This is a genomic window from Streptomyces sp. NPDC051677 (assembly GCF_044453465.1).
Taxonomy (GTDB): domain Bacteria; phylum Actinomycetota; class Actinomycetes; order Streptomycetales; family Streptomycetaceae; genus Streptomyces.
Window position 1 is genome coordinate 78861 of the sequence record NZ_JBITCT010000005.1, and the last position, 23456, is coordinate 102316.

The window sequence follows — 23456 nt, forward strand, 5'->3', positions numbered from 1 at the left end:
AGTCCACCTTCCTCCCTCGACCTTGCGTCCTCCTCCGTCTCTCAGTCGCTCTGGCTCACCCACCGCGGGCTGAGCGCGATCGCCCGCAGCTGCTTGATCGTGAGGGCGGGCTTCGCGCGGGTCGCGGCCTTCTTCTGCTCGGGGGTGTTGAAGGCGCTGACCACCACGCGCAGACCGTCCTTGCGCATGGTGTCGACGGTCCACATCACCACCCCGGCCCCGCCCTTCTCGCCCGGCCCCTGCTTGACCGCGACCCGTGTGCCGTCGGCGAGGGTCTCGGAGCCGGGGCCGTACAGCTGGTCGGCGACGTCGGACATGTTCGGCTGCACGTTGACCTGGACCAGGCTCCCGCCCTTGCCGTCGTCCACGACCATGTAGCCGTACCCGGTCTCGTCGCTGCCGTACGAGACGCGCTTCAGGTCGGACGGCAACAGAAGACTGAGCTTGCGCAGAATGAGCCAGCCCGCCATCTCCGCAGGCCGGGTGCCCGACGAGGCGGTCGGGGCGGTCTGCTTCTTCTCCTTCGGCATGGCGTCGACGATCCGGCGCCACTGCGCGGCCGAGGCGAGCGTCTTCAACTGGGCGGTCGTCAGCGGGGGTTCCGGACGGGTGACCGGCTTCCCCTTCTCCGCCGCGGCGTTCCACTCGATGACGCTCACATGGTGCCCGGCCGGGGTGACCAGGTCCGCCCCCCACGCCTTGGTGTCCTCGCGGCGATCGGGATACTCGTAGCCCTGGTAGACGGTGATCGCCGACCCGTCGGGCAGCAGCTCGGTCTTGCAGCTGTCGAGGCCGGACTGCTCGCTGTCCGCGCAGGGCATCACGGCGGTGGACGGATTGATCTTCCCCGTGTCCGAGTGGACCCGGTCCAGGCCCAGGGAGATGGACCCCTCGCCCTTGCCGTCGTCGAACACGCCGACCGCGAGCGGCGGCAGGTCCTCGCCCGTGCCACGCGCCTCCGACTTGGTGAACTTCCCCTTGGGCAGCAGCTTCTGGAGCGTGCGGACCACGTCGTCGCCGGAGTAGGAGGTCGGCTTGCTGCTGCCGGTGGCGGCGACGGAGGAGGGCGTCGGGGTGGATGTGGCGCCGGGCAGCAGAAGCGCCCCGCCCACCCCCACGAGGGCGAGACTCGCCGCACCCCCCACGACCGCGGCCCTGCGCCGCAGCCGCAGCCGCAGCCCCCGGGCCTGACCGGCGGCGACGAGCGCGCCGCCCGGACTGTCGAAGGTGCCGCCGGCCTCGTGCAGGGCGGCGGAGAGCCGCTCCTCGAAGGGATCGCTGTGCTGGTCTACGGGCATGGTGAACCACCGTTTTCCACGAGGGATGGATGAAATCGAAGGCGCGTGCCGGAGCGGGGGGAGGGAGGCGAGGGGAGCCGGAGAGCCGACATGACCTGGTGGGCCGCACGGCTCAGGGTCTGGCGTACTCGCTCATGTCCTCGCCGAGCAGCTCCCGCAACCGTCCGAGCGCGCGCGTGCACCGCGTCCGCACGGCCGCCGAACTGGCGTTCATCGCGTCGGCGGTCTCCTCGACGGAGCGGTCCTCCCAGTAGCGCAGGACCACCACCGCCCGGTCCTTGGCGGGCAGCCGCCCGAGGGCCTGCATCAGCGTGAGGCGCAACGACGTGTCGCTGCCGCGGCCGTCGGGCAGGTCGGGGAACACGTCCACGGCCTGCTCGCGGCTGCTGCGTCTGCGCTGGTGGGCGAGGAAGGCGCGGGTGAGGACGGTCTGCGCGTACCCGGCCGGGTTGTCGACCCGGGACACCCGTCCCCAGCGGACGTACAGCCTGCCGAGGGTCTCCTGAACCAGATCCTCGGCGAGGTGCGTGTCCCCCGCGGTGAGCAGACACGCCGACCGGTACAGATGGCGGGCACGCGCCGCCGCGAACTCGGCGTACTCGTCCGCGCGGACCTGCCTCATGAGTGTTCCCCCTACGTCGGTTGCCGTGCCGTCCTCACTTCATTGATGCACTGGGTCCGGGGAAATGTTTCAGCGGGTTCAGAGGGGACCGAAAGTGGGCGCGCAGCCGCGGCCGGGTAAGTTTCCGCTGTGACCGACCAGCCCCCGCCTCCACCGCCGTCCACCCCACCGGGCTTCGGCCCGCCCCCGCCGCAGTACGCGCCGCAGCCGCAGCCCGGCCCGGAGTTCCTGGCGGTCGACAAGCACAACTCGGTCGTCGTCGACGCGTCGGGCGTCGCCTTCGAGATGTACGACATCACGATCGACTTCCCCTGGCCCGAGATCCGCAGCGTCCACTACAAGCCAAGCCCCAACGGCAAGTCCCTCATGGTCGCCGTGGTCCACATGGACGGCAGGGTCTACGAGTGCATGGTGACGGCAAAGCCGAGGGACCTGCTACAGGCCTGGTTCACCCAACTGGCATGGGTACTGGGCTACTACCGGCCGGCGGGGTAGCCGTCCCGTCGCGTCAGAGCAGGTGATCCGCCTTGCCCGCCTTGATGTCGAGGATCATCGTGCGGAGCGCTTCGCGGGAGTCGGTGAGGTAGGAGTCCTCGGCCCCGGCTATGGCGATGTAGGCGTTGCCGGTGGGGTCGGTGCCGAGGCGGAAGCAGCTGGCTCCCTCGCCGCAGAAGGGTTCCTCCCACGTGATGTCGTCCATCTGACGTCTCCTCACAGACTGTTGGCGATGTCCCGGACGAAGTCGCGTGATGCCTCGGGCGAGAGGGTGATGCGCTCCATCCAGTCCAGGTGCGTTCGGTACTTGGCCAACTGTGCCTCCCCTCCCAGGAATTCCGGCCCATGGGTGCTGTCGACCTGCACGGTGTCCAGCTGGGGGACCGGACCCTCCAGGAAGTTGAAGGTCTGCCCCGAGCCGGGAAACGAACCGGCGGTGAACGGGATGACCAGCAGCCGCACGTTCGGTCGTTCGGACGCGCTCAGCAGGTGCTCCAGTTGGGCGCGAGCCACCTTTCGCCCGCCGAACTGCATCCGCACCGCGGCCTCGTGCACGACGGCGACGTACTCGGGCGAGCTCGTGCCCTCAAGCACCTGCTGCCGCTCCACCCGGTACGCCAGCCGCAGGGCGACCTCGTGCTCCGGAAGCGGCGGGAGCACGGCTCGGAAGAGTTCGAGGGCGTGGTCGCTGGTCTGCAACAGGCCGGGGATGTGGGCGATGTGCACGGTCCGCATGCGCGTGGCGTAGGCCTCGAACTCGGCGATGTCCAGCAGTCCGGCGGAGAGGGAGCCACGGTAACGCTCCCACCATCCGCGCCTGTCGGGGCGCGCCATGTTGACGAGAGCCTCCACGTACACCGGGTCCGAACAGTCGCAGTTGCACGCCAGGGTGCGCAGCCGTTCCGGACTGATGGTGCGGATGCCCGTCTCGATGTTGGAGATCTTCGCACGGTCGAGGCCGAGCAGCCCGGCGGCCTGATCGGCCGTTATCCCCGCCGCCATCCGCATCTTGCGCAGCTCACTGCCCAGACGCTTCTGACGCTCGGTCGTCGTGGTCCTCGGAGGCATGCCGTTCCTTCCCGTGCGGTTCGTCAGCAGTCTGCCGCCCATCGGCGCGGACGGAACCCGATCGGGTCAATTTCACAGCTGGAGTGGCAATTGAACCATCCATCACCCTACATTCAGTAACGCACCCGCTACACAACGGCAGTTGGGAGTGCACCGCGCGAGCCTGCCCGCACGCTCCTTCCCTGGGAGGGGTGGGTCGCGTCAGGGAGACGAGCCACCGACTGCGGCCGGAACACGAACACGAACTCGAACGACAAGGAGCCCCCATGCCCATCTCCCGCTGTCCCGTCGCCCCCACCTTCCCCGCGGACTTCACCGCCCCCGTCCCCGAGACCCTCGCCTACAGCCTCACGCTCCCCGCCGCCCTGGCGAGCCCCGCCCTCGCGAGGGCGACCACGCGTGAGCTTCTCAAGGCGCACGGCCTGCACGACATGCTGGACCCGGCGCTCCAAGCGGTGGGCGAACTGACAGCGGTGGCAGCCCAGTTCACGGAGTCCCCGAACTTCTACCTCTCCCTCCGCTACCGAGCCGACACCCTCCGAGTGATCGCCTACGACAGCCACCCCCGCCACACGCAGCCCCATCTCGCCGCAGCCTGCGACACCCGCCGCCGCGCGGCCCTCCGCGTCCTCGCCTGCGTCTGCCGTTCCTGCGGCGGCAGCTGGGGCTTCGGCGAGGCCCACGAACCCGGCGGCGGGACGCGGATGTGGGCGAGGCTGCCGAGGGCGAGCGCGGCGGCGTACGGCACGGGGGCTCCGCGCACCCCCGCAGCGATTACCGCTTGAACTGCCGGGCCTCCACGTCCGGGAGTGGACGTGCGGTGAGTGCGGAACGGTGCACGACCGCGATCACAACGCAGCCCGCAACGTCCTTGCCCGCGCAGCGCGGTGAAGCAGGAAGCCCCCGGAAGGGTCAGACGACCCAGGCCGGAATCCCCGGACTTTAGGCCAGGGTGCACGTCGCTATGCGGATGCACACCGGGCTGCGCCGAGCCGTACAGACCTACTCGCAGGCGCAGGTGCCGAGTTCGAACCACACGGTCTTGCCCGGTCCGTCCTGGCAGCAGCCCCAGCGCCGGGCGAGCGCGTTCACCAGGAACATGCCCCGGCCGCTCTCCGTGCCGCCCGCGTGCAGCACCTGCGGGGTGCGACGGCCGGTGTCGGCGACCTCGCAGCGCAGGACGCCGTGAGCGGCGCTCAGGGTGAGACGGAAGCGGCTCGCGCTGTGCAGCAGGGCGTTGGTGGCCAGCTCGCTGACGAGCAGCTCGGCGGTGTCCACGAGCTCCTCCCGGTCGGCCAGCCCCCAGCCCTCCAACTGTCTGCGCACCTGCGCGCGGGCTTCGCGGACGGCGCTGGGCCGGGGGTCGTACTCGACGCTCCAATGGCCTGCCCCTATCGGCGGCTGGGGATAGGCGCCGTACTGAGGAGCGGGGTCCGGGAGGGGGCCGCTTCCCCCGGAAAGTCGCAGCATGGTGTCAGGATCTCCTTCCGGGCGCCGTCCGCGTACGGGGAGGACTACCCGATTCCGTACCTGTCGAGAGGCCGAGTCCGCACATCTATGCGTACTGCAGTCGTACGGTCGTCCCGGCGCCGCCGCCCGTGCCCGCCTGGCGGACGTCCACGTACGCGCACACCTGGCGGGCGAACCACAGGCCCTGGCCTGGCGCCAACTCTGCGGTCTGCGGCGGGACGAAGCCGGCGAGGGGGTCGTCGAGACGGCGGGCCAGGAGCAGTTCGCAGACGCAGCCGGGGGCCTCGCCCCACAGCAGCGCCCCGGCGACCGGTGCGAGGGAGGCCGCCTCGGCGACGGCCGTGGCGAACAACTCCGCGTCGGCGGCGGCCAGTCCACGACCCGTCGCCCAGGCCCGGACGAGGTCCGGCGCGGGGTCGGCGAGCGTCTCGGCGTCGGCGGGGGTCGGAGGCAGCGGTACGGCGTCCAGCTCCCCGGCGAGGCGCAGCGGATCCTCGTACACGCCGCTGTCCGGGTGGGCGCGGCGAGCCGCCTCGATGAGGGCGGAGCCGGCGGTGCGGGTGTCGTAGACGCACATGGCGGTGGTCGCCGTCGGCGCGAAGAGGAGGTTGGCGAGGGCCTCGTAGCGGATCCACTCGGCGCTCTCGCGCGGGGAGCGGCCGGCCCGGCCGTTCCACACCGGCTCCATGAGGAGGTGGGCCCGGCCGCCGGGACCGGCGTGCGCGGCGAGGTGAGCGGCCGCCCGGGCGATGGCGTTGGCGGCGGAGCCGGTGTACCAGTCGGTGTGCGGGACGAGGCCGACGTCCTTCGCGTCGGCGCCGAGGGCGTCACGCAGGAGGTCCAGCTTGTCGGGGGCGACGATGGCGACGGGCGGGGGCTCCTCGGGGGCGGCCAGGCCCTCGGCGAGGAAGGGGAGGGCGGCGGCGAGGAAGGCCTCGTCGCTGGCGGAGACGGACATGCGGTGGTCGAACGCGCCTGGGGCGGCGGCGGTGGCGGTGGCATCGGATTGAGCGGTCATGGGTCCGGGGTCCCCCATCGGGTGAGTGGGTGGATGCGGTGCGGTGCGGTGCGGTGCGGTGCGCGTACGGGAGCGGGAGCGTCTTCTGGAGCGGGAGCGGGAGCGTCTTCGGGAGCGGGAGCGGGGAGCGGGTGGCGGTGCGGGAGCGGGGAGCGGGTGGCGGTGCGGGAGCGGGGAGCGGGTGGCGGTGCGGGAGCGGGGAGCGGGTGGCGGTGCGGGAGCGGGTGGGGGGTGCAGGTGCGGGTGCAGGTGCGGGTGGGGGTGCGGGTGCGGGCGGGTCAGCGTTGGGCGGTCACCCAGGCGGCGATCTGGCTGCGGTTGCTGAAGCCGAGCTTGCTGAGGATGCGTTCGACGTGTCCTTCGGCGGTGCGGCGGGCGATCACCAGGCGGTCGGCGATCTGCTGGTTGGCGAGCCCCTCGGCGACGAGTTCGGCTACCTGGGCCTCCCGGCGGGTGAGGCGCTCGGAGGGGAGTTCCCTGGCTTCGGCGTCGGTCTCGGCCTCGGCGTCGGCCTCGGTCCTGCCTCTGCCCTCGCTCCTGTCCCTTCTCCTGTCCCTGTCCTTGTCCCTGCTCTCCTTCAGTTCGTAGGCGACCACGTCCGCCAGGGAGAGGGCGGCCCCGCGGTCGTACGCCCGGCGGAACGCGGTGGGGCCGAGGGCCTCGCGGACGCGCTCCTCGGTCGTGCGGCGGGTGGAGTTGAGGCAGGCCGCGCCCCAGCGGTCGCGGTCGACGTCCGCCCAGGCGCGGTCGGCGCCGCCGAGGAGGACGCCCGCGCGCTCGTGGGCTTCGCGGGCCGCCGCGATCCGGGCCAGCAGGTCGAGGGTGAGGCCCATGCCCAGGACGTCGTGGACGGCGTGCTTGAGACGTATCGCCTCCCTGCCGTGGCGCTGCGCCTGCGCCCAGTCGCCGCGCACGCTGTAAGCCAGCGCGAGGATCCGTTCCACGTACGACAGCACCCAGCGCTCGCCGTGCTCGGCGCACAGGGCGCGAGTCTGCTCGCAGACCGCGATGGCCTCGTCGGCGCGCCCCAGGAAGGCGAGGGCGCAGGCCAGTTCGACCCGGTCGAGGCCTACGAGGCTGAGGTGCTGGCCGGGGACGCGGCCTCGGTCGGCGGCGGCACGGAAGTGGTCGAGGGCGCCGGTGAGGTCGTCGCTGAAGAGGCGGATGACGCCTACGACGTAGTCGGCGTGGGCCGCTTCGGCCGTGTCGCCGAGGGTGTGGGCCAGGGCGCGGGCCTGTTCCGCCCGGTGACGGCCTCGGGTGAGGTCTTCCGGGCAGCCGGCGAGGAGGCCCGCGACCCACAGGGCGCGGGCTCGTTCGGGGGTGGGGTCGGGGTTGGCTTCGAGGGCGCGGTCCAGCCAGTAGCGGCCCTCTCGGGGGGCGCCGCAGGCGTGCCAGTGGAACCAGAGGGTGCCTGCGAGGCGTAGGCCCGCGAGGGATTCGCCGGGGGTGGTGAGGCTGAAGTCGAGGGCGCTGCGGAGGTTGTCCTGGTCGGCGCGGAGGCGGGCGACGATGTCCGCCTGGGCGGGGCCGAACCAGTGCTTCTCGGCGGCGCCGGCCTGCTGCTGCATCCGGTTCCGGTGCCGGACCCGGACCGTGTGCTCCTCTCCCGGGCGTTCGCGCAGGCGCTCCAGGCCGTAGTGCCGGAGGGTGTCGAGCAGGCGGTAGCGGACGGTGCCCGCCGGGCCGGACTCCCTGGACAGGACGGACTTGTCGACCAGGCCGGCGACGGCTTCGAGGATGTCCAGGCCGGCGACGGCCCGGAGGACGTCGCCGGCCCCCGCCCTCGCCTCGTAGGACTCCCCCGCCTCAAAGCCCTCTCCCGACTCGAGGCCCTGCCCCGCCTCAAAGCCCCGCCCCGCCTCAAAGCCCTCTCCCGACCCGAAGCCCCGCCCCGCCTCAAAGCCCTGCCCCGCCTCGAAGTCCTCTCCCAACCCGAAGCCCCGCCCCGTCTCAAAGCCCTGCCCCGCCTCGAAGTCCTCTCCCAACCCGAAGCCCCGCCCCGCCTCAAAGCCCTCTCCCGACCCGAAGCCCCGCCCCGCCTCAAAGCCCTGCACCGCCTCGAAGTCCTGCCCTGCCCCGAAGTCCTCTTCCGCGTCGCGGACCGCCCCCGTCCCGCGGACCGACCCCGTCCCGTGGACCGACCCCGTCCCGTGGACCGCCCCCGTCCCGCAGTCCGCCTCCGTCCCGCGGACCGCCCCCGTCCCGCAGTCCGCCTCCGTCCCGTGGACCGCCCCTGTCCCGCAGACCGCCTCTGCCGTGTCCAGGTCGAAGGTGCCGGGGAGGATCGACAGGCGGGACCAGGTCAGTTGTTCGTGCGCGTCGCAGAGGTCGTAGCTCCAGTCGACGGCCGCGCGCAGGGTCTGGTGGCGGGGCGGGACGGTGGGGCTGCCGGTGCTGAGGAGGCGGTAGCGGTCGTCGAGGCGGGTCAGGAGCTGGGGGACGTCCAGGACGCGCATACGGACCGCGGCCAGTTCGATGGCCAGGGGGAGGCCGTCCAGGCGCCGGCAGAGGCGGGCGACCGAGGCGCGGTTCGCTGCGGTGAGGCGGAAGCCGGGGACGACCGCGGCCGCCCGGTCGGCGAACAGGGCCAGGGCCGGGTAGCCGTCGGCCGCGGTCAGGTCGCCGTCCGGGTCGGGGACGGGCAGCGGGCGTACCTCCATCAGGTGTTCCTCGGTCAGGCCGAGGCGGTGGCGGCTGGTGGCGAGGATGCGGACGCCGGCGGTGCCCCGCAGCAGGGCGCCGGCCAGCGTCGCGCAGGAGGGCAGCAGGTGCTCGCAGTTGTCGACGACCAGCAGGACGCGGCGGTCGCGCAGGCGTTCCACCAGCGCGTCCAGGGGCGGGCGTGCCGAGTGGTCGTGCAGGTCGAGCGCGTCGGCGACGGCGAGGGGGACCAGGGTCGGGTCGTGCAGGCCGGAGAGGTGCACGAAGCGGACGCCGTCGGGAAAGGCCCGGGCCACGCGGGCCGCGATCCGGCCGGCCAGACGGGTCTTGCCGACGCCGCCGGGGCCGGTCAGGGTGACCAGTCGGGCCCGGGCCAACAGCTCGCGTCCTGCCGCCAGTTCGCCGCGCCGGTCGACGAAGCTGGTCGTCTCCACCGGCAGGTGACAGTCCCGGCGCGGCACCGATCCGCCCATGATCAGCCAGTCCTCTGGGGGTGTGATGCGGTGGGTTCCCGCGCGAGCCCTCAGCCTCCCCCGGGCCGTACATATATGCACTCCCGCCTCACACGCATGGGTGTACTTCCACGGGAACCGCTTCCGGAGATGCGACCGTGGCTACACTGCGCGGCCGATCGCTCACCGCTGCGCATGATTCCGGCCAACCGTCCCTTTGTCGTCTCTTGACCTGCTCATGCCATGCCCCGACGATGAGCGGCACCGCACCGCCGCACACAGCAAGCGCACAGCCCCCCACAACCGCTCCCCACGAGGAGAGTTCATGCGACTTCGCATTCGCGGCTCAGGATCCGGCGCAGGCGGCGCCCGCGGCGGCAGACGAACCGCCGCGCTCGCCGCCCTGCTGGCCCTCGCCCTCGCCGCGCCGCTCTCGGCGACGGTCACCGACGCCGCGGCGGGCAGCGCCCCGAAACCGACCGCCTCCGCCGACGACATCCGCCAGTACGAGATCCACATCGCCCACAGCACGCCCGGCATGCGCACCGCGATCGCCGCCTCCGGGGTCAGCGTCGACGAGGCCGACGAGGAGACCGTGGTGGTCTCCGGGCGCGCCGACCAGATCAAGAAGCTGCGCGCACAGGGCTACGAGGTCTCCCTGCTCGGCTCGGCGCCCAACCGGATCGCCGAGGACGAGGTGCGGTTGTACGACTTCCCGTCCGCCGACTCGAAGTACCACAACTACGCCGAGATGACGACGGAGATCGACCAGCGCATCGCCGCCTACCCGAGCATCATGAGCAAACGGGTCATCGGCAAGTCGTACGGCGGCCGGGACATCATCGCCGTCAAGATCAGCGACAACGTCGGCGCCGACGAGGCCGAGCCGGAGGTGCTGTTCACCCACCACCAGCACGCCCGCGAGCACATGACCGTCGAGATGGCCCTGTACCTGATCCGCGAGCTGGGCGCCGGCTACGGCTCCGACTCCCGCGTCACCAACATGGTCAACGGGCGTGAGATCTGGATCGTCCCGGACCTCAACCCGGACGGCGGCGAGTACGACATCGCCACCGGCTCCTACCGCTCGTGGCGCAAGAACCGGCAGCCCAACTCCGGCTCCTCGTACGTCGGCACGGACCTCAACCGGAACTGGAACTACAAGTGGGGCTGCTGCGGCGGCTCTTCGGGGTCCACGTCCTCGGAGACCTACCGGGGCGCGTCCGCCGAGTCGGCGCCCGAGGTGAAGGTCGTCGCCGACTTCGTGCGCAGCCGGGTCGTGGGCGGGAAGCAGCAGATCACCGCCGGCATCGACTTCCACACCTACAGCGAGCTGGTGCTGTGGCCCTTCGGGTACACCGGCGCGGACACGGCGACCGGGATGACCGCGGACGACAACGCCGCGTTCAAGGCCATCGGACAGAAGATGGCCGCGAGCAACGGGTACACCCCGGAGCAGGCCAGCGACCTGTACATCACGGACGGGTCGATCGACGACTACCTCTGGGGCACGCACAAGATCTTCGACTACACGTTCGAGATGTATCCGTCGTCCAGCTCCGGGGGCGGGTTCTACCCGCCCGACGAGGTCATCGAGCGGGAGACCTCCCGGAACCGGGACGCGGTGCTGCAACTTCTCGAGAACGCGGACTGCATGTACCGGTCGATCGGGAAGCAGAGCCAGTACTGCAGCTAGTCGGCGTCCTTGGCTTCGACGTCCTTGGCTTCGACGTCCTTGGCTTCGGCGTCCTTGGCCTTGACGTCCTCGGCTTCGGCGGCTTCTTCGCCGTCTTCGAAGTAGGCGTCGAGGACCGCGTCCAACTGCTCGTCCCACTCCTGGAAGCGCGCCCTGGCCGTCGCCTCGATCTCGATCGGGTACCAGCGACGGTCAGGGGTGTGCACCGTGATGGTGAACCGCTTGCCGAAGCGCGGCGCCTCCGTCTCGATCGCGCCGATCTCGTCCCAGCGGAACTCGCACTCCTCCTCGTCGAGGCGGAGCCGGACGCCCTTGGCGTCGGCGGCGATCCGCGCACGACGGTCGGAGGCCTCGAAGACGGGACCGTCGGAGGCATCGCTCTCCGCGGACTCGTCCTCGGCGGTCTCCTCCGCGGGGGCCTCCGTCTCCGTCCCCTCGACGACCTCGCCCTGGGCCACGTCCGCCTCGTCCGCCGCCCCGTCCGCCGCCTCGGCCTTCTCGGCCGGGTCGGTGTCCTCCGGCTCCGCGGTCGCGGGCGACGTGAGCCCGGGGATGAAGGCCGGGTCGAATCCGGCGCCCTTCAGGGGCTCGCCCTCCAGGGGCTGGCTGCTCGAACCTATCCGCTGCTGCTCCACAGCGGGAAGTATGGTCGAAGATCCTGTGCCGGACACAGCCAGCCCCCAACTTCGTTATGAGACGCCTACACGAGACACCTACACGAACAGGCTCACGCTTTCCCTTAGGGATCTGCAGTGATGTGCGGTGCTGCGTCGTCTGCCGGTCGTATGGGAGTGCGTGGATCGAATGCGTGACTTTTCCACGGGCGTGTCGTTGATCGGATGACAGCACCACGGGTGAGGGGAGGGGGCGCTGGTGAGCCGGAGGTTTCCGCTCGGTGAGGGGGAGTCGGCCCGCACAGCCTGTGCCCGTGGTCTGCTGCGGGCGGGGGTGGTGGAGAAGACGGGTGAGGTACTGTCGGCCGCTGTGCTGGCCCAGCGGGTGGGCTGGGCCGCGGATCTGGTGTCCGGTATGGCCGCCGGGCTGCTGGCCGCGCACTGGAACGCCGCCGATGTGGACCTGCTGGCCTCGGGCGTGGACGCCGGGGGCCGCGGGCTGCCGTCACAGGCGTGGATGGCGCTGCGACGCCTGGGCTGGACGGTCGGCCCGCCCGAGGGCATCCGTGTCAACGACCGGATCGTGCGCATGGCCCAGGAGCAGGCCGGGCGCCTGCTGCGGTCGGCGAAGTGGCGGGCCGACCTGACCACCGGAGTCATCGAGACGTGGCCCGCCGACCCCGCGAAGCGCACCCCTGCCGAATGGGACGCCGTCCGCGAGGCCATCCCCGACGGCCGTCACCTGCCCTCCGGCGTCATCACCTCTCGCACCAGGCAGATCGCCACCTTCCAGCGCCGGTACGGCTGGTTGCCGGCCGGCGTGTTCGAGCTGGAGACCTCGCCCCAGGCGGCGCGGATGCTGGTGCTGTCCGCGTGCGACGTCCAGCAGGCCACCCTCGCCCGCGCCGACGATCCCGGCCGGGCGCTGCTGCGGCTGCAGCTGCCCACCCGCCCCGACCCGCGCTCTTATGCGGACTGGACGTGGGTCGCCTGTCCGATCACACTGCCGCCCACCGTCCCGCCCGGCGCGGTGCTGCACCTGCCAACGCTCCGCGTCCACCGGGGCCGGGTGTGCGCCGACCTCGCCCACACCCATGCCGTGCCGAAGGCCCGGCGCACCGGGCACACGATCGCGCTGGGCGTGGACTGGGGCCTGAACACCCTGCTCAGCGCGGGCGCCGTCCGGCTCCACGGCAACGGGACGATCACCGCGCTGGGCTCCGGTGCCCAGTTCCGGGCCGCCGGTGTGCTGGCCAAACAGCACCGGCTGCGCCGCGAGAGCGAGCACCTGCACGCCAAGAGCGACCACTACCAGCGGCTCATCGGCGACAGTGACGAGCATCGTCTGTCCGGCAAACAGGCCGTGCTGGCCGAGGAGATCCGGCACGTGTCCCACCGGCGCTCGAACCTCAACGACGCCCTCGCCTGGTCCGCGGCCCGCTGGACGGTCGACCAGGCGATCACTGCCGGTGCGAGCGTGATCTACGTCGAGGACCTCCGCTCGATGGAGGCCCGGGGCATGGGCCGCACCCTGAACACCCGCCTGTCCCAGCAGGTACGCGGACAGATCATGGAGCGGATGCGGCACCTGGCCGCCGAAGCGGGCATCGCCGTGGTCACCGTCCCGGCCCGGAACACCTCGAAGCACTGCCCCCGCTGCATGGTCCCGCTGCGCCACCACAAGGCCCCCGACCGGCCCACCACACCCGGCTGGAAGTGGGCCGTCTGCCCCAATCCTGAGTGCCGCTGGCAGGGCGACCGCGACACCGGGGCGTGGCAGCGCATCGCCGCCCGCGGCCTCACCCACCAGACCAAGACCGCCACCGACCGCGCCAGCGGAGCGATGGTCGTCCGCAGCGTTGTCGACAAGCTCGAAGCCACCGCGGTGGTCGAACCGGCCACCCCACCCACTCGCCGGGACCGGTCCAAGACCGGACCCACCCGGCGCAGAACCCCACGCCCCGCGCCCAGGCGACGCAGGGCACCCTCCCCCACCGGCCCCTCGGGCCCGGCGGGCAAGCGTCCGGAGGGACACGCACCAACGGGCCGGAGACGGCTGCCCCGCGCAGCCCACCGGCACCAGGGCGTGACGACAATCAGCACACCCACCCCCGGACTCCGTCCCGGGGGACCCCCATCCCGCCGACACCGGCCACGAGGGACAGCACGGGGCGCAGGCTTCCACCTGCACGCCCACGCCACCCCACCCAGATGGGAACCGATCCAACCGATCCCGCAACCTGCGGATCACACAGGATCACTTAGCTGATTAGAGACGCTCAATACGGCCGCCACAACGAACCCCGCCACCGACAGCACCGTCTCCAGGACGGTCCACGTCCTGAGGGTGCCGCGCTCGCTGATGGGGGTATCGCGGGACGGCGCGAGATGGTGCGCCGTCCCTGCGTACGGGGTGCGGGAGTTGCGGGAGCGTCAGCGGATCAGCCGAGGACGGCCAGTGCGTCGATCTCGACCAGGAGTCCCGCGGGAAGGCCGACGTAGACCGTGGTGCGGGCGGCGGGCGGGGCGGTGAGGGGCTGTGCCTCGAAGTAGGCGTTGTAGAGCTCGTTGAACTCGGCGAAGTGGCCCGTGTCCGTCAGGTAGACGCGGATCATCATCACGTCGTCCCAGCTCGCGCCGCCTTCCTCCAGGATCGCCTTGACGTTGGCGAGGGTCTGCAGGGTCTGCTCGCGCAGGGTGGGGCCGGCCGGCGTCGGGGGCTTGCCCTCCTCGGCGGGGAGGAAGCCGACCTGGCCCGCGACCTGGAGGATGTTGCCCTTGCGGACACCGTGCGAGAACTTCGCGGGCGGGGTGGTGTGGGTCTTCGGGGTGAGCGCGATCTTCTCGGTCGCGGTCTTCTCGGTCATGAGGTGGCTTCCTTGATAGGTGTCCTGCCGGAGTACTCGCCGCTGATGGCGTCCGCAGCGCGGCGCACCAGCGGGAGGAGGGTGAGGAGTTCGTCGGCGGTGACGACGACGTTCGGCGCGGAGACCGACATCGCGGCGACCACCCGGCCGTCGTTGCCCCTGATCGGCGCGGCGACACAGTTGATGGACTCCTCGTGGCCACCGAGGTCGGTGGCCCAGCCCTGTTCGCGTACCTTCTCCAACTCCCGCAGGAATGCGGGGGCGTTGGGGGTGGAACGGGCCGTGTACAGGGGGTAGTCGAGCTTTTCCGCGACCGCCCGCCGCTCGGGCTCGGGCAGGTCGGCGAGGAGCAGTTTGGCGACGGCGGCGACGGTGATGGCGACGGGCTTGCCGATCCGCGAGTACATGCGGACCGGGTAGCGGCTCTCCACCTTGTCGATGTAGAGGACCTCGCCCTCCTCGTGGACGGCGAGGTGGACGGTGTGCCCGCAGGATTCGTTCAGACGGACGAGGTGGGGGTGGGCGATCTCGCGGATGTCGAGGTTCTCCATCGCCTCCTGGGCGAGGGCGAAGAGGCGGGCGCCGAGGCGGTAGCGCTGGTCGGACTGGCGGTAGACGAGGCCGTGTTCGTGGAGGGTGCGCAGCAGCCGCAGGGCCGTCGATTTGTGCACGCCGAGGCGGTCGGCGACCTGTCCGAGGTCGGCGGGTCCCTCGGCGAGCAGCGGCAGGATGCTCAGGGCGCGGTCGACGGTCTGACTCATGGGGTGCGTGCCTCCTCTTCGGCCTGGCCTTCCCGGTCTTCGGTGTGCGTCCAGCCGGGGCCGAGTCGAAGTGTCCCCCACGTCTCGGGGTCGAGGGCGGCCAGCCGGTCGGCGTGTGGGCGCGTCGGAGGGGCGGCGAGGTCGCCGGGGGCGGTGAGGGCGGCTGCGGCCATGAGGTGTCCGTGCCGCAGGCGTTCGCGTACGGGCAGTCCGCGCAGGGTGGCGGAGAGGAACCCGGCGGCGAAGCCGTCCCCGGCCCCGACCGCCGCGCTGACCTGGACCGTCGGGGCGGTTTCGAAGGTGACCGTCGGCTGTCCGGCGCCGGGGGTCGGCGCGGGCCGGAGCCGGTGCGCGCGGCCCGGCACCGACGGGGCGCCGCCGTCGCATCCGCCCGCGAACGCCGTCGCTCCCCGCGCCCCCTGCTTCACCACCAGCGTGCCCGGCTCCGGCAGCAGGTCCCTGATCGCCGTGGGCCCGCCCGTGACCCCCCACGCCTCCTCCGCCTCGTCCTCCCCCACGAACACGACGTCCGCGGCGCGTGCCAGCTCCAGCAGCACGCGCGGTCCGTCGGCGTCCCGCCACAGCCCGGCCCGGTGGTTGACGTCGAAGGAGATCAGAGGGCGGCCCGGCCGGCAGGCGGTCAGTTCCCGCAGCAGGCCGAGGCAGTCCCCGGAGAGGGCGGCGGTGATGCCGCTCAGGTGCAGTACGCGGCCCGCCCGGACCGCCGTCAGGTCCGTGTTCCCGACCGCCATCGCGGAGGCGGCGGAGCCGGCCCGGTAGTAGGCGACCTCGTGCGCGTCGGTGGCGCGGTCGCCGGCGGTGCGGAAGTAGACGCCGGTCGGGCGGGCCGGGTCCCGGCGTACGGAGGTCACGTCGACGCCGTAGGAGCCGATGGTCTCGACGAGGTGGTCGCCGAACCCGTCCGCGCCCACCCGGCTGACCCAGCGCACCGTGTGTCCGGCCGCCGCCAGCGCGCAGGCCACGTTGGACTCCGCGCCGCCGATGCCCCGGTCGAAGGACGGCACGTCGGCGAGGCGGCCGGGCCGGGAGGGCAGGAAGGCGACCATGGACTCGCCGAGCGCGACGACGTCCACGACGTCGGGGGCATTGCAGGGTCCAGTGGTGGTCACGATCCTCATAGCTCCCGTGCCGGTGCGGGTCGGAGGGTCCGTTGACCCCGCGTTGGCCGAGATGTTAGACAGCAGCAAACGACATACGCAATGGACGTTGCACAAGTTGCAACGCTCCTGATCAGGGAGGTTCCATGGGTACCGAGGCATTCGAGGCGCTCGCCCGACTCGCCGAGGAACGTGTCGACCACCGCTTCAAGGGCCTCCCGCCGGACGCCGACGGCCTCACCGTCGGCGAGCTGGCCGCCCAGCGCCGCAACCTCTTCACCGGCGGTTTCGCGACTCCCGTGCTGGCGCTCTCCGCCGAGCGCCTGGAGCACAACCTGCGGCTCATGGAGACGTACACCGCCCGCCACGGGCTGGTCTTCGCCCCGCACGGCAAGACGTCCATGGCCCCGCAGCTGTTCGCCCGCCAGATCGAGCACGGCGCCGTGGGCATCACCCTCGCGGTGCCGCACCAGATGCGGGTCGCGCGGGCGTTCGGGGTGGAGCGGATCTTCCTGGCGAACGAGCTGGTCGACCCGGTGTCCCTGCGCTGGATCTCCGCCGAGCTGGACGCCGACCCCGACTTCAAGTTCATCTGTTACGTCGACTCCGTGCGCGGGGTCGAGCTGATGGGCGCGGCGCTGCCCGACGCGGGCCGCCCCCTGGACGTCGTCGTCGAACTGGCCGCCGGCGAGGGCGCCCGCACCGGGGTCCGTACGGAGGCGGAGGCCGCGCTGGTCGCGGACGCGGTGGCCGCCGTCCCGTCCCTGCGGCTGGCCGGCGTCGCGGGCTACGAGGGCGAGGTGCCGCAGGCGACGCCGGAGCGGGTGCGGGCGTGGCTGGACAGGCTGGTCGCGCTGGCCGTCGAGTTCGACAAGGCGGGCCGGTTCGCGGGGCTGCACGAGATCGTGGTCAGCGCGGGCGGCAGCGCCTGGTTCGACACGGTGGCGGACGTGTTCGCCGAGATCCCCGAACTGTCCGCGCCCGTGCTGAAGCTGCTGCGCTCGGGCGCGTACGTCTCGCACGACGACGGCCACTACCGCAAGCTGACCCCGTTCAACCGGGTGCCGGAGGAGGGCGCGCTGGAGCCGGCGTTCCGCCTGTGGACGCAGGTCGTCTCCCGCCCCTCTCCCGACCAGGCGTTCGTCAACGCGGGCAAGCGGGACGCGGCCTACGACCTCGACCTGCCCTTCGCCCAGGTCGTCCGCCGTGACGGCACGGAACGCCCCGCCACCGGCCTCTCGGTGACCGGGCTCTCCGACCAGCACGCCTGGCTGCGCACCACACAGGAGGCGGACCTGCAGGTCGGCGACTGGGTGGGCCTCGGCCTGTCCCATCCGTGCACGACCTTCGACAAGTGGCCGCTGATCCCGGTCGCGGAGGCGGACGGCACGGTCGTCGACTACATCCGCACCTTCTTCTAGGAGCCGCAGCGATGGAAGACCTCGTCATCCGGGACGCGGACGTCGTCGACGGGACGGGCGCGGACTCCTACCGCGCGGACGTGCTGATCGACGACGGCCGGATCGTCGCGATCGTCAAGGAGGCGGCCGCGGCGGGCTGCCAACGCCCGAGAGCCGTACGGGAGTTGGACGCGGAGGGCCTGACCCTCTCGCCCGGCTTCATCGACATGCACGCCCACAGCGACCTCGCGCTGCTGCGCGACCCCGACCACAGTGCGAAGGCCGCGCAGGGCGTCACTCTCGAAGTCCTCGGCCAGGACGGGCTGTCGTACGCCCCGGTCGACGACCGCACCCTGGAGGAGGTCCGCCGGGCCATCACCGGCTGGAACGGGTACGGCGACGAGCTCGACTTCGACTGGCGTTCGGTGGGCGAGTACCTGGACCGCCTGGACCACGGCTTCGCCGGCGAGGGCATCGCCGTCAACGCGGCCTACCTGATCCCGCAGGGCACGGTGCGCGCCCTCGCCGTCGGCTGGGAGGACCGCCCGGCGACGCCCCGGGAGCTGGACCGGATGCGGCGACTGGTCGCGGAGGGCCTGGAGCAGGGCGCGGTCGGCCTGTCGTCCGGCCTGACGTACACGCCAGGCATGTACGCGCCGGACTCCGAACTGACCGAACTGTGCCGGGTGGTGGCGCGCCACGGCGGCTACTACTGCCCCCACCACCGCAGTTACGGCGCCGGCGCGCTTGAGGCGTACGCGGAGATGGTGGAGCTGACCCGCGAGGCGGGCTGCCCGCTCCATCTCGCCCACGCCACCATGAACTTCGGCGTGAACGAGGGCCGCGCCCCGGAACTCCTGACCCTCCTGGACAAGGCCCTGGACGCCGGCGCCGACATCACCCTCGACACCTACCCCTACACCCCGGGCTGCACCACGCTCGCCGCCCTGCTGCCCAGTTGGGCGAGCGAGGGCGGCCCCCAGGAGATCCTGCGCCGCCTCGCGGACGACGACACGGCCGCCCGGATCCGCCACGACCTGGAGGTGACCGGCGCGGACGGCTGCCACGGCGTGCCCGTCGACTGGGCCACGGTCGAGATCTCGGGCGTGGGCGACGAACGCCTGGCGGACCACGTCGGCCGCACGGTCCAGGAGTCGGCGGCCCGGCGGGACGAGGAGCCCTGGACGACGGCCCGCCGCCTGCTCCTGGAGGACCGGCTGGCCCCCACGATCCTCCAGCACGTGGGCCACGAGGAGAACGTCCGCACGATCATGCGCCACCGCGTCCACACCGGCGGTTCGGACGGCGTCCTGGTCGGCGCCAAGCCGCACCCGCGCGCGTACGGCACGTTCCCGCACTATCTCGGCCACTACGCACGGGAGTTGGGGATTCTGTCCCTGGAGGAGTGCGTGTCCCACCTGACCGGCCGCCCGGCGGCCCGGCTGCGCCTCCCCGACCGCGGCCTGATCCGCGAGGGCCACCGCGCCGACCTGGTCCTGTTCGACGCGGGCACGGTGGCGGCGGGTTCGACCTACGACGCCCCCCGCACCCTCCCGACGGGCATCCCGCACGTCCTGATCGACGGCCGCTTCGTCATCGAGGACGGCCGGCGCACGGACGTGCTGGCGGGGCGGGCGGTCCGTCGCAGTCCCGTGTGACGGAACGCCCCTCCGCTCAGCCTTACGGCCTGGGCAGGGTGCACCCGCTCGCGCTCAGGTTGAGCTGGTTGCCGGTCGTGAAGCAGGCCGGGATCTGGTAGATCTCCTGGGCGTAGTTGATGCCCTTGCGGACGACGACGTTGCCGCTCGCGTCGACCTCACACGGGTTGTTCTCGGTGCAGCGCTCGCCGTCCTCGTTGCCGGTGTTGTTGACGGCGACGACCTTGCCGGTGGACTGGTCGATCACCGGCGAGCCCGAGGTGCCGCCGATGGTCTGGCAGGCGGAGGTGTAACGGACCGAGTCCTTCCAGGTCCAGTCGCCCTCCTTCATCCGGTACACGAACCCGTCGATGCTGCAGTTGTAGAGCGTCTTCCAGTAGCCGGAGGCCACGGTGATGGCGGTGCCGGCGGTCGGGTGCGTGTCCTGCACGGTCAGCGCGGAGATCCCGTAGGAGCTCCTGATCGCCGCGTAGGTGCTGGTGAGCTGGTAGATCGACACGTCGGTGTCGGTCATCGTCCCGTAGGCGAGCTTGCTGGCGCGCAGGGTCGCGACCCGGGTGCCGGAGGAGTTGAGCAGCCCGAAGGTCCGGCTGGACGCCTGGTTGACGAGCACCTCGCCGGGCTCCGGGAAACCGGTAGACAGGCAGTGGCCGTTGGAGAGCACCAGCGCCGGGTCGGTGTCCAGGGACTTCGGGAAGCGGATGACCGAGCCGGAGCAGTTGCTGAGCGCGACGGTCCCGGCGAGGTTGACGGCCTTGAGCGTGGGCGCGGCCGCCTTGGTGTCCGCCTTGACCGCGATCGCCGAAGCCGAGGCGGCGGGCGCGGCGCTCATGGGCGCGGCGACCGCGGGCGCCGCGCCCGCCCCGGCGATGGCCAGGGCGAAGAACGCGGCGACGAGAGGCTTTCTCATGTGGGGGTCCCCTCTTACGACAAGGCGACCGGAGATCTTCCGGTCGCCCGCTGCTGTGTCATGCGTGTTTTGTCATGCGCATTGTTGGTGTCGGGAGAGGAGAGATCAAGGGTCTGTTTTCAGCCGCGGACAGGGGGCCGCGGCCGTGCGCCCGAGCCCTCGCACGGCGAGGCCGACTCGTGCGGGCCCATCGCGGAAGGGACTCTGCGCGCCCATCGCACCCCGTCGCCGGCGGCCGTCGCGCGCCGGTCGTCGCGAGGGAGGTCGGCCCTCGCGGACCCCAACCCCAGCACCGAAGCCGTCCGGCAACCACCGGACCGGCCCGCCGCCGAGTGGCGCGAAGGCGACGCATGGCTTGCGGGCGGAACATGGCGGAACACGGCTGTTCTCCGCCGAACAGCCGGAGCTGCGCCGCCTGGTCGAGCTGACGGCGCCGCACTGGGACCCCCTGGTCCCGCGCGAGACGGGCCTGGACATCGGCGCGACGTGCGCCGTCCGCGACCTCCACGCCTTCCCGCCGCCGGACGACTGGATCGCGGGCTTGCGCCCAACCTCGTCGGCCTCGGCATCGTCGCCGCCGTGACGGTGTTCTGGGCCGTCGTCTTCTACGCCGTGACCACCCTGATCCGGACCCTGCCCTGACCGTGCCGGGCCACGGCCTAGCGCCGCTTGATGCCTCCCCGGCCGTGCCCGCGGCCGCCGTTTGCGGCCGTGGCCGTCGGGGTGGTCGGCGCGGGGGTGTCGGAGGCGGCGGTAGGCGACGACGTACTCCTGCCGGGGTCGGTGACCGCACTCGGCGAGACGCTCGAAGGAGCGGCGGAGGACGATGACGACGTCTCGGCCGGGGCGGCGCCCGACTCCGCCCGAGGCGTGCCGGACCCGCTCTGCGGACTCCCCGCCCCCGTGGGCGCCACCGACCCCCCGTCCGGCCGCCCCGTACCCGCCTTCCCGCCCGGCGCGTCGCCGGACGACAAGCCCGCGTACCCGGCGATCGCCGCGGCCAGCGACACCGCGCCGGCGGCGACGATCACCCGCCGTGAACACCGGCCGCCCGTGCGGCGCGCGGCGCGGCGGCGGTCCGCGCGGCCGCCCGGCTCCGCCTGGGCCGGGACGACCCGGGGCAGCTCGGTCGTCTGGTCGTACGCGTTCTCCCAGCCGTGCGCGGCCGCCGGGTCCCGGTACTCCTCGTACGAGGTCGGATCGGCGGCCTCGTACGGGTGGTACACGTTCGGCCGCACCTGAGGTTCTGCGTTCTCGCCTGGCGTGGACATGGGCGCGGATTGTAGGGAAAGGCGCGGCCCGTGGGACACCCACCGGCGATAAGCGTGCAAAACACCCGTCTCACGTGGCGGAAAACACCCCCCGGGACGCGTTACCGAGCCGTAAGCTCCCAGACATGCAGGTGATCCAGTCGACCAAGCTCGCCAACGTCTGTTACGAGATCCGGGGCCCGGTTCTCGAGGAGGCGATGCGCCTGGAAGCGGCTGGTCACCGCATCCTCAAGCTGAACACCGGCAACCCGGCCGCCTTCGGCTTCGAGGCCCCGCCGGAGATCCTGGAGGACATCCTCCGCAACGTCTCCTCGGCGCACGGCTACGGCGACGCCAAGGGTCTGCTGGCCGCGCGCAGGGCCGTCGTGATGCACAACCAGACACTCGGCATAGAGACGGACGTCGAGCACGTCTTCATCGGCAACGGCGTCTCCGAACTGATCGTCATGGCGATGCAGGGGCTGCTGGACGACGGGGACGAGGTCCTCGTCCCCGCGCCCGACTACCCGCTGTGGACCGCCGCCGTCTCGCTGTCCGGCGGCACCGCCGTGCACTACCGGTGCGACGAGCAGGCCGACTGGATGCCCGACCTCGCGGACGTGGAGCGGAAGGTCACCGACCGCACCAAGGCGATCGTCATCATCAACCCGAACAACCCGACGGGCGCCGTGTACGACGAGGCGATGGTCCGCGGGCTGACCGACATCGCGCGCCGGCACAACCTCCTGGTCTGCTCGGACGAGATCTACGACAAGATCCTCTACGACGGCGCCACGCACACCCCGACCGCCAAGGTCGCCCCGGACCTGCTCACCCTCACCTTCAACGGCATGTCGAAGGCGTACCGGGTGGCCGGCTACCGGGTCGGCTGGATGTCGATCTCCGGGCCGCGCGCGCACGCCGACTCCTACATCGAGGGCCTGACGATCCTGGCGAACATGCGCCTGTGCGCGAACATGCCGGGACAGCACGGCGTGGTCGCCGCGCTCAGCGGACGGCAGACCATCAACGACCTGGTGCTGCCGGGCGGGCGGCTCAAGGAGCAGATGGACACGGCGTACGAGCTGCTCACGCAGATCCCGGGCGTGAGCTGCGTGCGGCCGAAGGGGGCGCTGTATCTCTTCCCGCGCCTCGACCCCACCGTCTTCAAGATCAAGGACGACCGGCGGATGGTCCTGGACCTGCTCCGCCAGGAGAAGATCATGGTCGTCCAGGGCACCGGGTTCAACTGGCCGGAGCCGGACCACTTCCGGGTCGTCACCCTGCCGACGGCGACGGACCTGCGGGACGCGGTGGGCCGGATCGGCCGCTTCCTGGACGGCTACGGCCAGTCGTAGCCGCGGCTCCCGCGCGCGACTCCGGGGCACGGCTCCAGGGCGCCTCGACGACTCAACCTTAGACGAAATCTAATGTAGGATGGTTTCCTGACATCACAGGAGGCCGTCCTCATGTACGAACCGATCCGCACCAAGTCGGTCCACAGCACGATGGCCGGCACGTCCTCGGACTTCCCCCACCGTTCCCGCGAGGAAGAGCTGGACATCCAGCTCGCAGGTCATCTCGCGGCGCTGCTCACCGTCACCGACGAGCTGTGCGCGACGGCCCCGTCCGCCGACCTGGACACCGCGGGCACACGGCTCGCGCAGCAGGTGGCCCGGCTGCGGGGAGGGCGGACGCAGGTCCGCTCGACCCCTCGCGCCGTCGCCCCGACGAAGCCGTGCCTCGCGGCCCTGCACGAGCGGGCGCACGCCCTGGCGGGCCGGGCCCTCCTCGTCGCCGCGTCCCGCGCGGACACCGCGGCGGCGATCCTGGCGGCCCAGCGCATGGACGCGCACGCCGCCGCGCTGGTGGAGCACGTGGAGAACAAGGAACTGAGCACCGCCGGCTGACTCCCCCTCGGGGGACCGTGAACGGCCCCGGTCCGCGTGCACCCGCAGCGACGCGCGGACCGGGCGCCACGCCCGCCGCGAACAGCGTCCCGAACAGCGTGCGGAACAACGTGCGGAATCCGCGCTTCCCGTTGAGTTCCGGGTCTCCCCCTTCACCTCCCGTTCACCCGGACCGCCCAGGAATG

The 23456-nt window shown here is 72.0% G+C and carries 22 protein-coding genes and 1 pseudogene; 10 read left to right on the top strand and 13 right to left on the bottom strand.

Translation table 11 applies throughout. The features are described 5' to 3' along the window. Positions 1 to 41: 41 nt before the first annotated feature. Both ACIBAF_RS07495 and ACIBAF_RS07500 read right to left on the bottom strand, forming a co-directional pair. Positions 42 to 1298: a hypothetical protein gene (locus ACIBAF_RS07495; protein ID WP_399462187.1), complete on the bottom strand. Its 1257-nt coding sequence runs from the start codon at positions 1296 to 1298 to the stop codon at positions 42 to 44. A gap of 112 nt (positions 1299 to 1410) precedes the next feature. Beyond that, positions 1411 to 1920 carry a SigE family RNA polymerase sigma factor gene (locus tag ACIBAF_RS07500; RefSeq protein WP_399462188.1) on the bottom strand — a complete coding sequence of 170 codons (510 nt, stop codon included), beginning with the start codon at positions 1918 to 1920 and terminating at the stop codon, positions 1411 to 1413. A gap of 129 nt (positions 1921 to 2049) precedes the next feature. Here ACIBAF_RS07500 and ACIBAF_RS07505 point away from each other — a divergent pair, with 129 nt between their 5' ends. After that, positions 2050 to 2415 (top strand): hypothetical protein, encoded by a 366-nt coding sequence (locus tag ACIBAF_RS07505; RefSeq protein ID WP_399462189.1) that lies wholly within the window; start codon positions 2050 to 2052, stop codon positions 2413 to 2415. 13 nt (positions 2416 to 2428) lie between these two features. Here the strand turns inward: ACIBAF_RS07505 and ACIBAF_RS07510 are convergent, their stop codons facing one another. Both ACIBAF_RS07510 and ACIBAF_RS07515 read right to left on the bottom strand, forming a co-directional pair. Then, a complete protein-coding gene (locus tag ACIBAF_RS07510; protein WP_363167757.1) occupies positions 2429 to 2620 on the bottom strand; it encodes a hypothetical protein in 192 nt (63 codons plus the stop codon). Positions 2621 to 2631: 11 nt separating this feature from the next. Further along, positions 2632 to 3483 (bottom strand): helix-turn-helix domain-containing protein, encoded by an 852-nt coding sequence (locus ACIBAF_RS07515; RefSeq protein WP_399462191.1) that lies wholly within the window; start codon positions 3481 to 3483, stop codon positions 2632 to 2634. A gap of 266 nt (positions 3484 to 3749) precedes the next feature. Here ACIBAF_RS07515 and ACIBAF_RS07520 point away from each other — a divergent pair, with 266 nt between their 5' ends. Then, complete coding sequence (locus ACIBAF_RS07520) at positions 3750 to 4268, top strand: ATP-binding protein (RefSeq protein WP_399462192.1); 519 nt, start codon at positions 3750 to 3752, stop codon at positions 4266 to 4268. 10 nt (positions 4269 to 4278) lie between these two features. Further along, positions 4279 to 4429 (top strand): annotated as a pseudogene (locus tag ACIBAF_RS07525) (zinc ribbon domain-containing protein); the annotation flags it as partial. 56 nt (positions 4430 to 4485) lie between these two features. Here the strand turns inward: ACIBAF_RS07525 and ACIBAF_RS07530 are convergent. The 3 genes from ACIBAF_RS07530 to ACIBAF_RS07540 form a co-directional block, all read right to left on the bottom strand. Beyond that, the gene (locus tag ACIBAF_RS07530; protein ID WP_334577533.1) at positions 4486 to 4953 is read right to left on the bottom strand and encodes an ATP-binding protein; all 468 of its coding nucleotides are present in this window, start codon (positions 4951 to 4953) and stop codon (positions 4486 to 4488) included. A gap of 85 nt (positions 4954 to 5038) precedes the next feature. Next, the gene (locus ACIBAF_RS07535; protein WP_399462193.1) at positions 5039 to 5971 is read right to left on the bottom strand and encodes an anti-sigma factor RsbA family regulatory protein; all 933 of its coding nucleotides are present in this window, start codon (positions 5969 to 5971) and stop codon (positions 5039 to 5041) included. A gap of 278 nt (positions 5972 to 6249) precedes the next feature. Continuing rightward, a complete protein-coding gene (locus ACIBAF_RS07540; RefSeq protein WP_399462194.1) occupies positions 6250 to 9108 on the bottom strand; it encodes a LuxR C-terminal-related transcriptional regulator in 2859 nt (952 codons plus the stop codon). A 304-nt stretch (positions 9109 to 9412) separates the two neighbouring features. Between ACIBAF_RS07540 and ACIBAF_RS07545 the strand changes: the two genes are divergently transcribed. Further along, positions 9413 to 10783, top strand: coding sequence for a M14 family metallopeptidase (locus ACIBAF_RS07545; protein ID WP_399462195.1), 1371 nt, complete (start codon positions 9413 to 9415; stop codon positions 10781 to 10783). Here the strand turns inward: ACIBAF_RS07545 and ACIBAF_RS07550 are convergent. Continuing rightward, positions 10780 to 11418, bottom strand: a complete 639-nt coding sequence (locus tag ACIBAF_RS07550) for a hypothetical protein (RefSeq protein WP_399462196.1) — start codon at positions 11416 to 11418, stop codon at positions 10780 to 10782. The genes ACIBAF_RS07545 and ACIBAF_RS07550 overlap by 4 nt on opposite strands. A 238-nt stretch (positions 11419 to 11656) precedes the next feature. Between ACIBAF_RS07550 and ACIBAF_RS07555 the strand changes: the two genes are divergently transcribed. After that, entirely contained in the window at positions 11657 to 13666 is a 2010-nt protein-coding gene (locus tag ACIBAF_RS07555; protein ID WP_399462197.1) for a zinc ribbon domain-containing protein, read from the top strand. Positions 13667 to 13838: 172 nt separating this feature from the next. On the opposite strand, the gene ACIBAF_RS07560 is transcribed toward ACIBAF_RS07555, so the two are convergent. The 3 genes from ACIBAF_RS07560 to ACIBAF_RS07570 are packed head-to-tail and all read right to left on the bottom strand — an operon-like array spanning position 13839 to position 16164. Next, complete coding sequence (locus ACIBAF_RS07560; protein ID WP_399462198.1) at positions 13839 to 14264, bottom strand: RidA family protein; 426 nt, start codon at positions 14262 to 14264, stop codon at positions 13839 to 13841. Further along, a complete protein-coding gene (locus ACIBAF_RS07565; protein WP_399462199.1) occupies positions 14261 to 15025 on the bottom strand; it encodes an IclR family transcriptional regulator in 765 nt (254 codons plus the stop codon). Before ACIBAF_RS07565 ends, ACIBAF_RS07560 begins: the two co-directional genes overlap by 4 nt. Then, positions 15022 to 16164 carry a sugar kinase gene (locus ACIBAF_RS07570; RefSeq protein ID WP_399462200.1) on the bottom strand — a complete coding sequence of 381 codons (1143 nt, stop codon included), beginning with the start codon at positions 16162 to 16164 and terminating at the stop codon, positions 15022 to 15024. Before ACIBAF_RS07570 ends, ACIBAF_RS07565 begins: the two co-directional genes overlap by 4 nt. A gap of 125 nt (positions 16165 to 16289) precedes the next feature. Here ACIBAF_RS07570 and ACIBAF_RS07575 point away from each other — a divergent pair, with 125 nt between their 5' ends. Further along, positions 16290 to 17564: an amino acid deaminase gene (locus ACIBAF_RS07575; RefSeq protein WP_399462202.1), complete on the top strand. Its 1275-nt coding sequence runs from the start codon at positions 16290 to 16292 to the stop codon at positions 17562 to 17564. A gap of 11 nt (positions 17565 to 17575) precedes the next feature. Next, entirely contained in the window at positions 17576 to 19201 is a 1626-nt protein-coding gene (locus ACIBAF_RS07580; protein WP_399462203.1) for an amidohydrolase family protein, read from the top strand. Between the two features lie 22 nt (positions 19202 to 19223). Here the strand turns inward: ACIBAF_RS07580 and ACIBAF_RS07585 are convergent, their stop codons facing one another. Then, on the bottom strand, positions 19224 to 20111 hold the full coding sequence (locus ACIBAF_RS07585; protein ID WP_399462204.1) for a serine protease: 888 nt from the start codon (positions 20109 to 20111) through the stop codon (positions 19224 to 19226). 355 nt (positions 20112 to 20466) lie between these two features. On the opposite strand from ACIBAF_RS07585, the gene ACIBAF_RS07590 reads away from it, so the two are divergent. Next, positions 20467 to 20694, top strand: coding sequence for a hypothetical protein (locus ACIBAF_RS07590; protein ID WP_399462205.1), 228 nt, complete (start codon positions 20467 to 20469; stop codon positions 20692 to 20694). Between the two features lie 76 nt (positions 20695 to 20770). Here ACIBAF_RS07590 and ACIBAF_RS07595 read toward each other — a convergent pair whose 3' ends face one another. Then, complete coding sequence (locus tag ACIBAF_RS07595) at positions 20771 to 21382, bottom strand: hypothetical protein (protein WP_399462206.1); 612 nt, start codon at positions 21380 to 21382, stop codon at positions 20771 to 20773. Positions 21383 to 21507: 125 nt separating this feature from the next. Between ACIBAF_RS07595 and ACIBAF_RS07600 the strand changes: the two genes are divergently transcribed. Then, positions 21508 to 22719 carry a pyridoxal phosphate-dependent aminotransferase gene (locus ACIBAF_RS07600; protein ID WP_399462207.1) on the top strand — a complete coding sequence of 404 codons (1212 nt, stop codon included), beginning with the start codon at positions 21508 to 21510 and terminating at the stop codon, positions 22717 to 22719. 111 nt (positions 22720 to 22830) lie between these two features. Further along, positions 22831 to 23271 (top strand): hypothetical protein, encoded by a 441-nt coding sequence (locus ACIBAF_RS07605; RefSeq protein ID WP_399462208.1) that lies wholly within the window; start codon positions 22831 to 22833, stop codon positions 23269 to 23271. Positions 23272 to 23456 lie beyond the last annotated feature (185 nt).

What these genes read in the sequence shown, in the direction of transcription:
- ACIBAF_RS07495 (WP_399462187.1), bottom strand. Translation starts at nt 1,298, where the DNA reads ATGCCCGTAGACCAGCACAGCGATCCCTTCGAGGAGCGGCTCTCCGCC.
- ACIBAF_RS07500 (WP_399462188.1), bottom strand. Translation starts at nt 1,920, where the DNA reads ATGAGGCAGGTCCGCGCGGACGAGTACGCCGAGTTCGCGGCGGCGCGT.
- ACIBAF_RS07510 (WP_363167757.1), bottom strand. Translation starts at nt 2,620, where the DNA reads ATGGACGACATCACGTGGGAGGAACCCTTCTGCGGCGAGGGAGCCAGC.
- ACIBAF_RS07515 (WP_399462191.1), bottom strand. Translation starts at nt 3,483, where the DNA reads ATGCCTCCGAGGACCACGACGACCGAGCGTCAGAAGCGTCTGGGCAGT.
- ACIBAF_RS07520 (WP_399462192.1), top strand. Translation starts at nt 3,750, where the DNA reads ATGCCCATCTCCCGCTGTCCCGTCGCCCCCACCTTCCCCGCGGACTTC.
- ACIBAF_RS07530 (WP_334577533.1), bottom strand. Translation starts at nt 4,953, where the DNA reads ATGCTGCGACTTTCCGGGGGAAGCGGCCCCCTCCCGGACCCCGCTCCT.
- ACIBAF_RS07535 (WP_399462193.1), bottom strand. Translation starts at nt 5,971, where the DNA reads ATGACCGCTCAATCCGATGCCACCGCCACCGCCGCCGCCCCAGGCGCG.
- ACIBAF_RS07540 (WP_399462194.1), bottom strand. Translation starts at nt 9,108, where the DNA reads ATGGGCGGATCGGTGCCGCGCCGGGACTGTCACCTGCCGGTGGAGACG.
- ACIBAF_RS07545 (WP_399462195.1), top strand. Translation starts at nt 9,413, where the DNA reads ATGCGACTTCGCATTCGCGGCTCAGGATCCGGCGCAGGCGGCGCCCGC.
- ACIBAF_RS07560 (WP_399462198.1), bottom strand. Translation starts at nt 14,264, where the DNA reads ATGACCGAGAAGACCGCGACCGAGAAGATCGCGCTCACCCCGAAGACC.
- ACIBAF_RS07565 (WP_399462199.1), bottom strand. Translation starts at nt 15,025, where the DNA reads ATGAGTCAGACCGTCGACCGCGCCCTGAGCATCCTGCCGCTGCTCGCC.
- ACIBAF_RS07570 (WP_399462200.1), bottom strand. Translation starts at nt 16,164, where the DNA reads ATGAGGATCGTGACCACCACTGGACCCTGCAATGCCCCCGACGTCGTG.
- ACIBAF_RS07575 (WP_399462202.1), top strand. Translation starts at nt 16,290, where the DNA reads ATGGGTACCGAGGCATTCGAGGCGCTCGCCCGACTCGCCGAGGAACGT.
- ACIBAF_RS07580 (WP_399462203.1), top strand. Translation starts at nt 17,576, where the DNA reads ATGGAAGACCTCGTCATCCGGGACGCGGACGTCGTCGACGGGACGGGC.
- ACIBAF_RS07585 (WP_399462204.1), bottom strand. Translation starts at nt 20,111, where the DNA reads ATGAGAAAGCCTCTCGTCGCCGCGTTCTTCGCCCTGGCCATCGCCGGG.
- ACIBAF_RS07595 (WP_399462206.1), bottom strand. Translation starts at nt 21,382, where the DNA reads ATGTCCACGCCAGGCGAGAACGCAGAACCTCAGGTGCGGCCGAACGTG.
- ACIBAF_RS07600 (WP_399462207.1), top strand. Translation starts at nt 21,508, where the DNA reads ATGCAGGTGATCCAGTCGACCAAGCTCGCCAACGTCTGTTACGAGATC.
- ACIBAF_RS07605 (WP_399462208.1), top strand. Translation starts at nt 22,831, where the DNA reads ATGTACGAACCGATCCGCACCAAGTCGGTCCACAGCACGATGGCCGGC.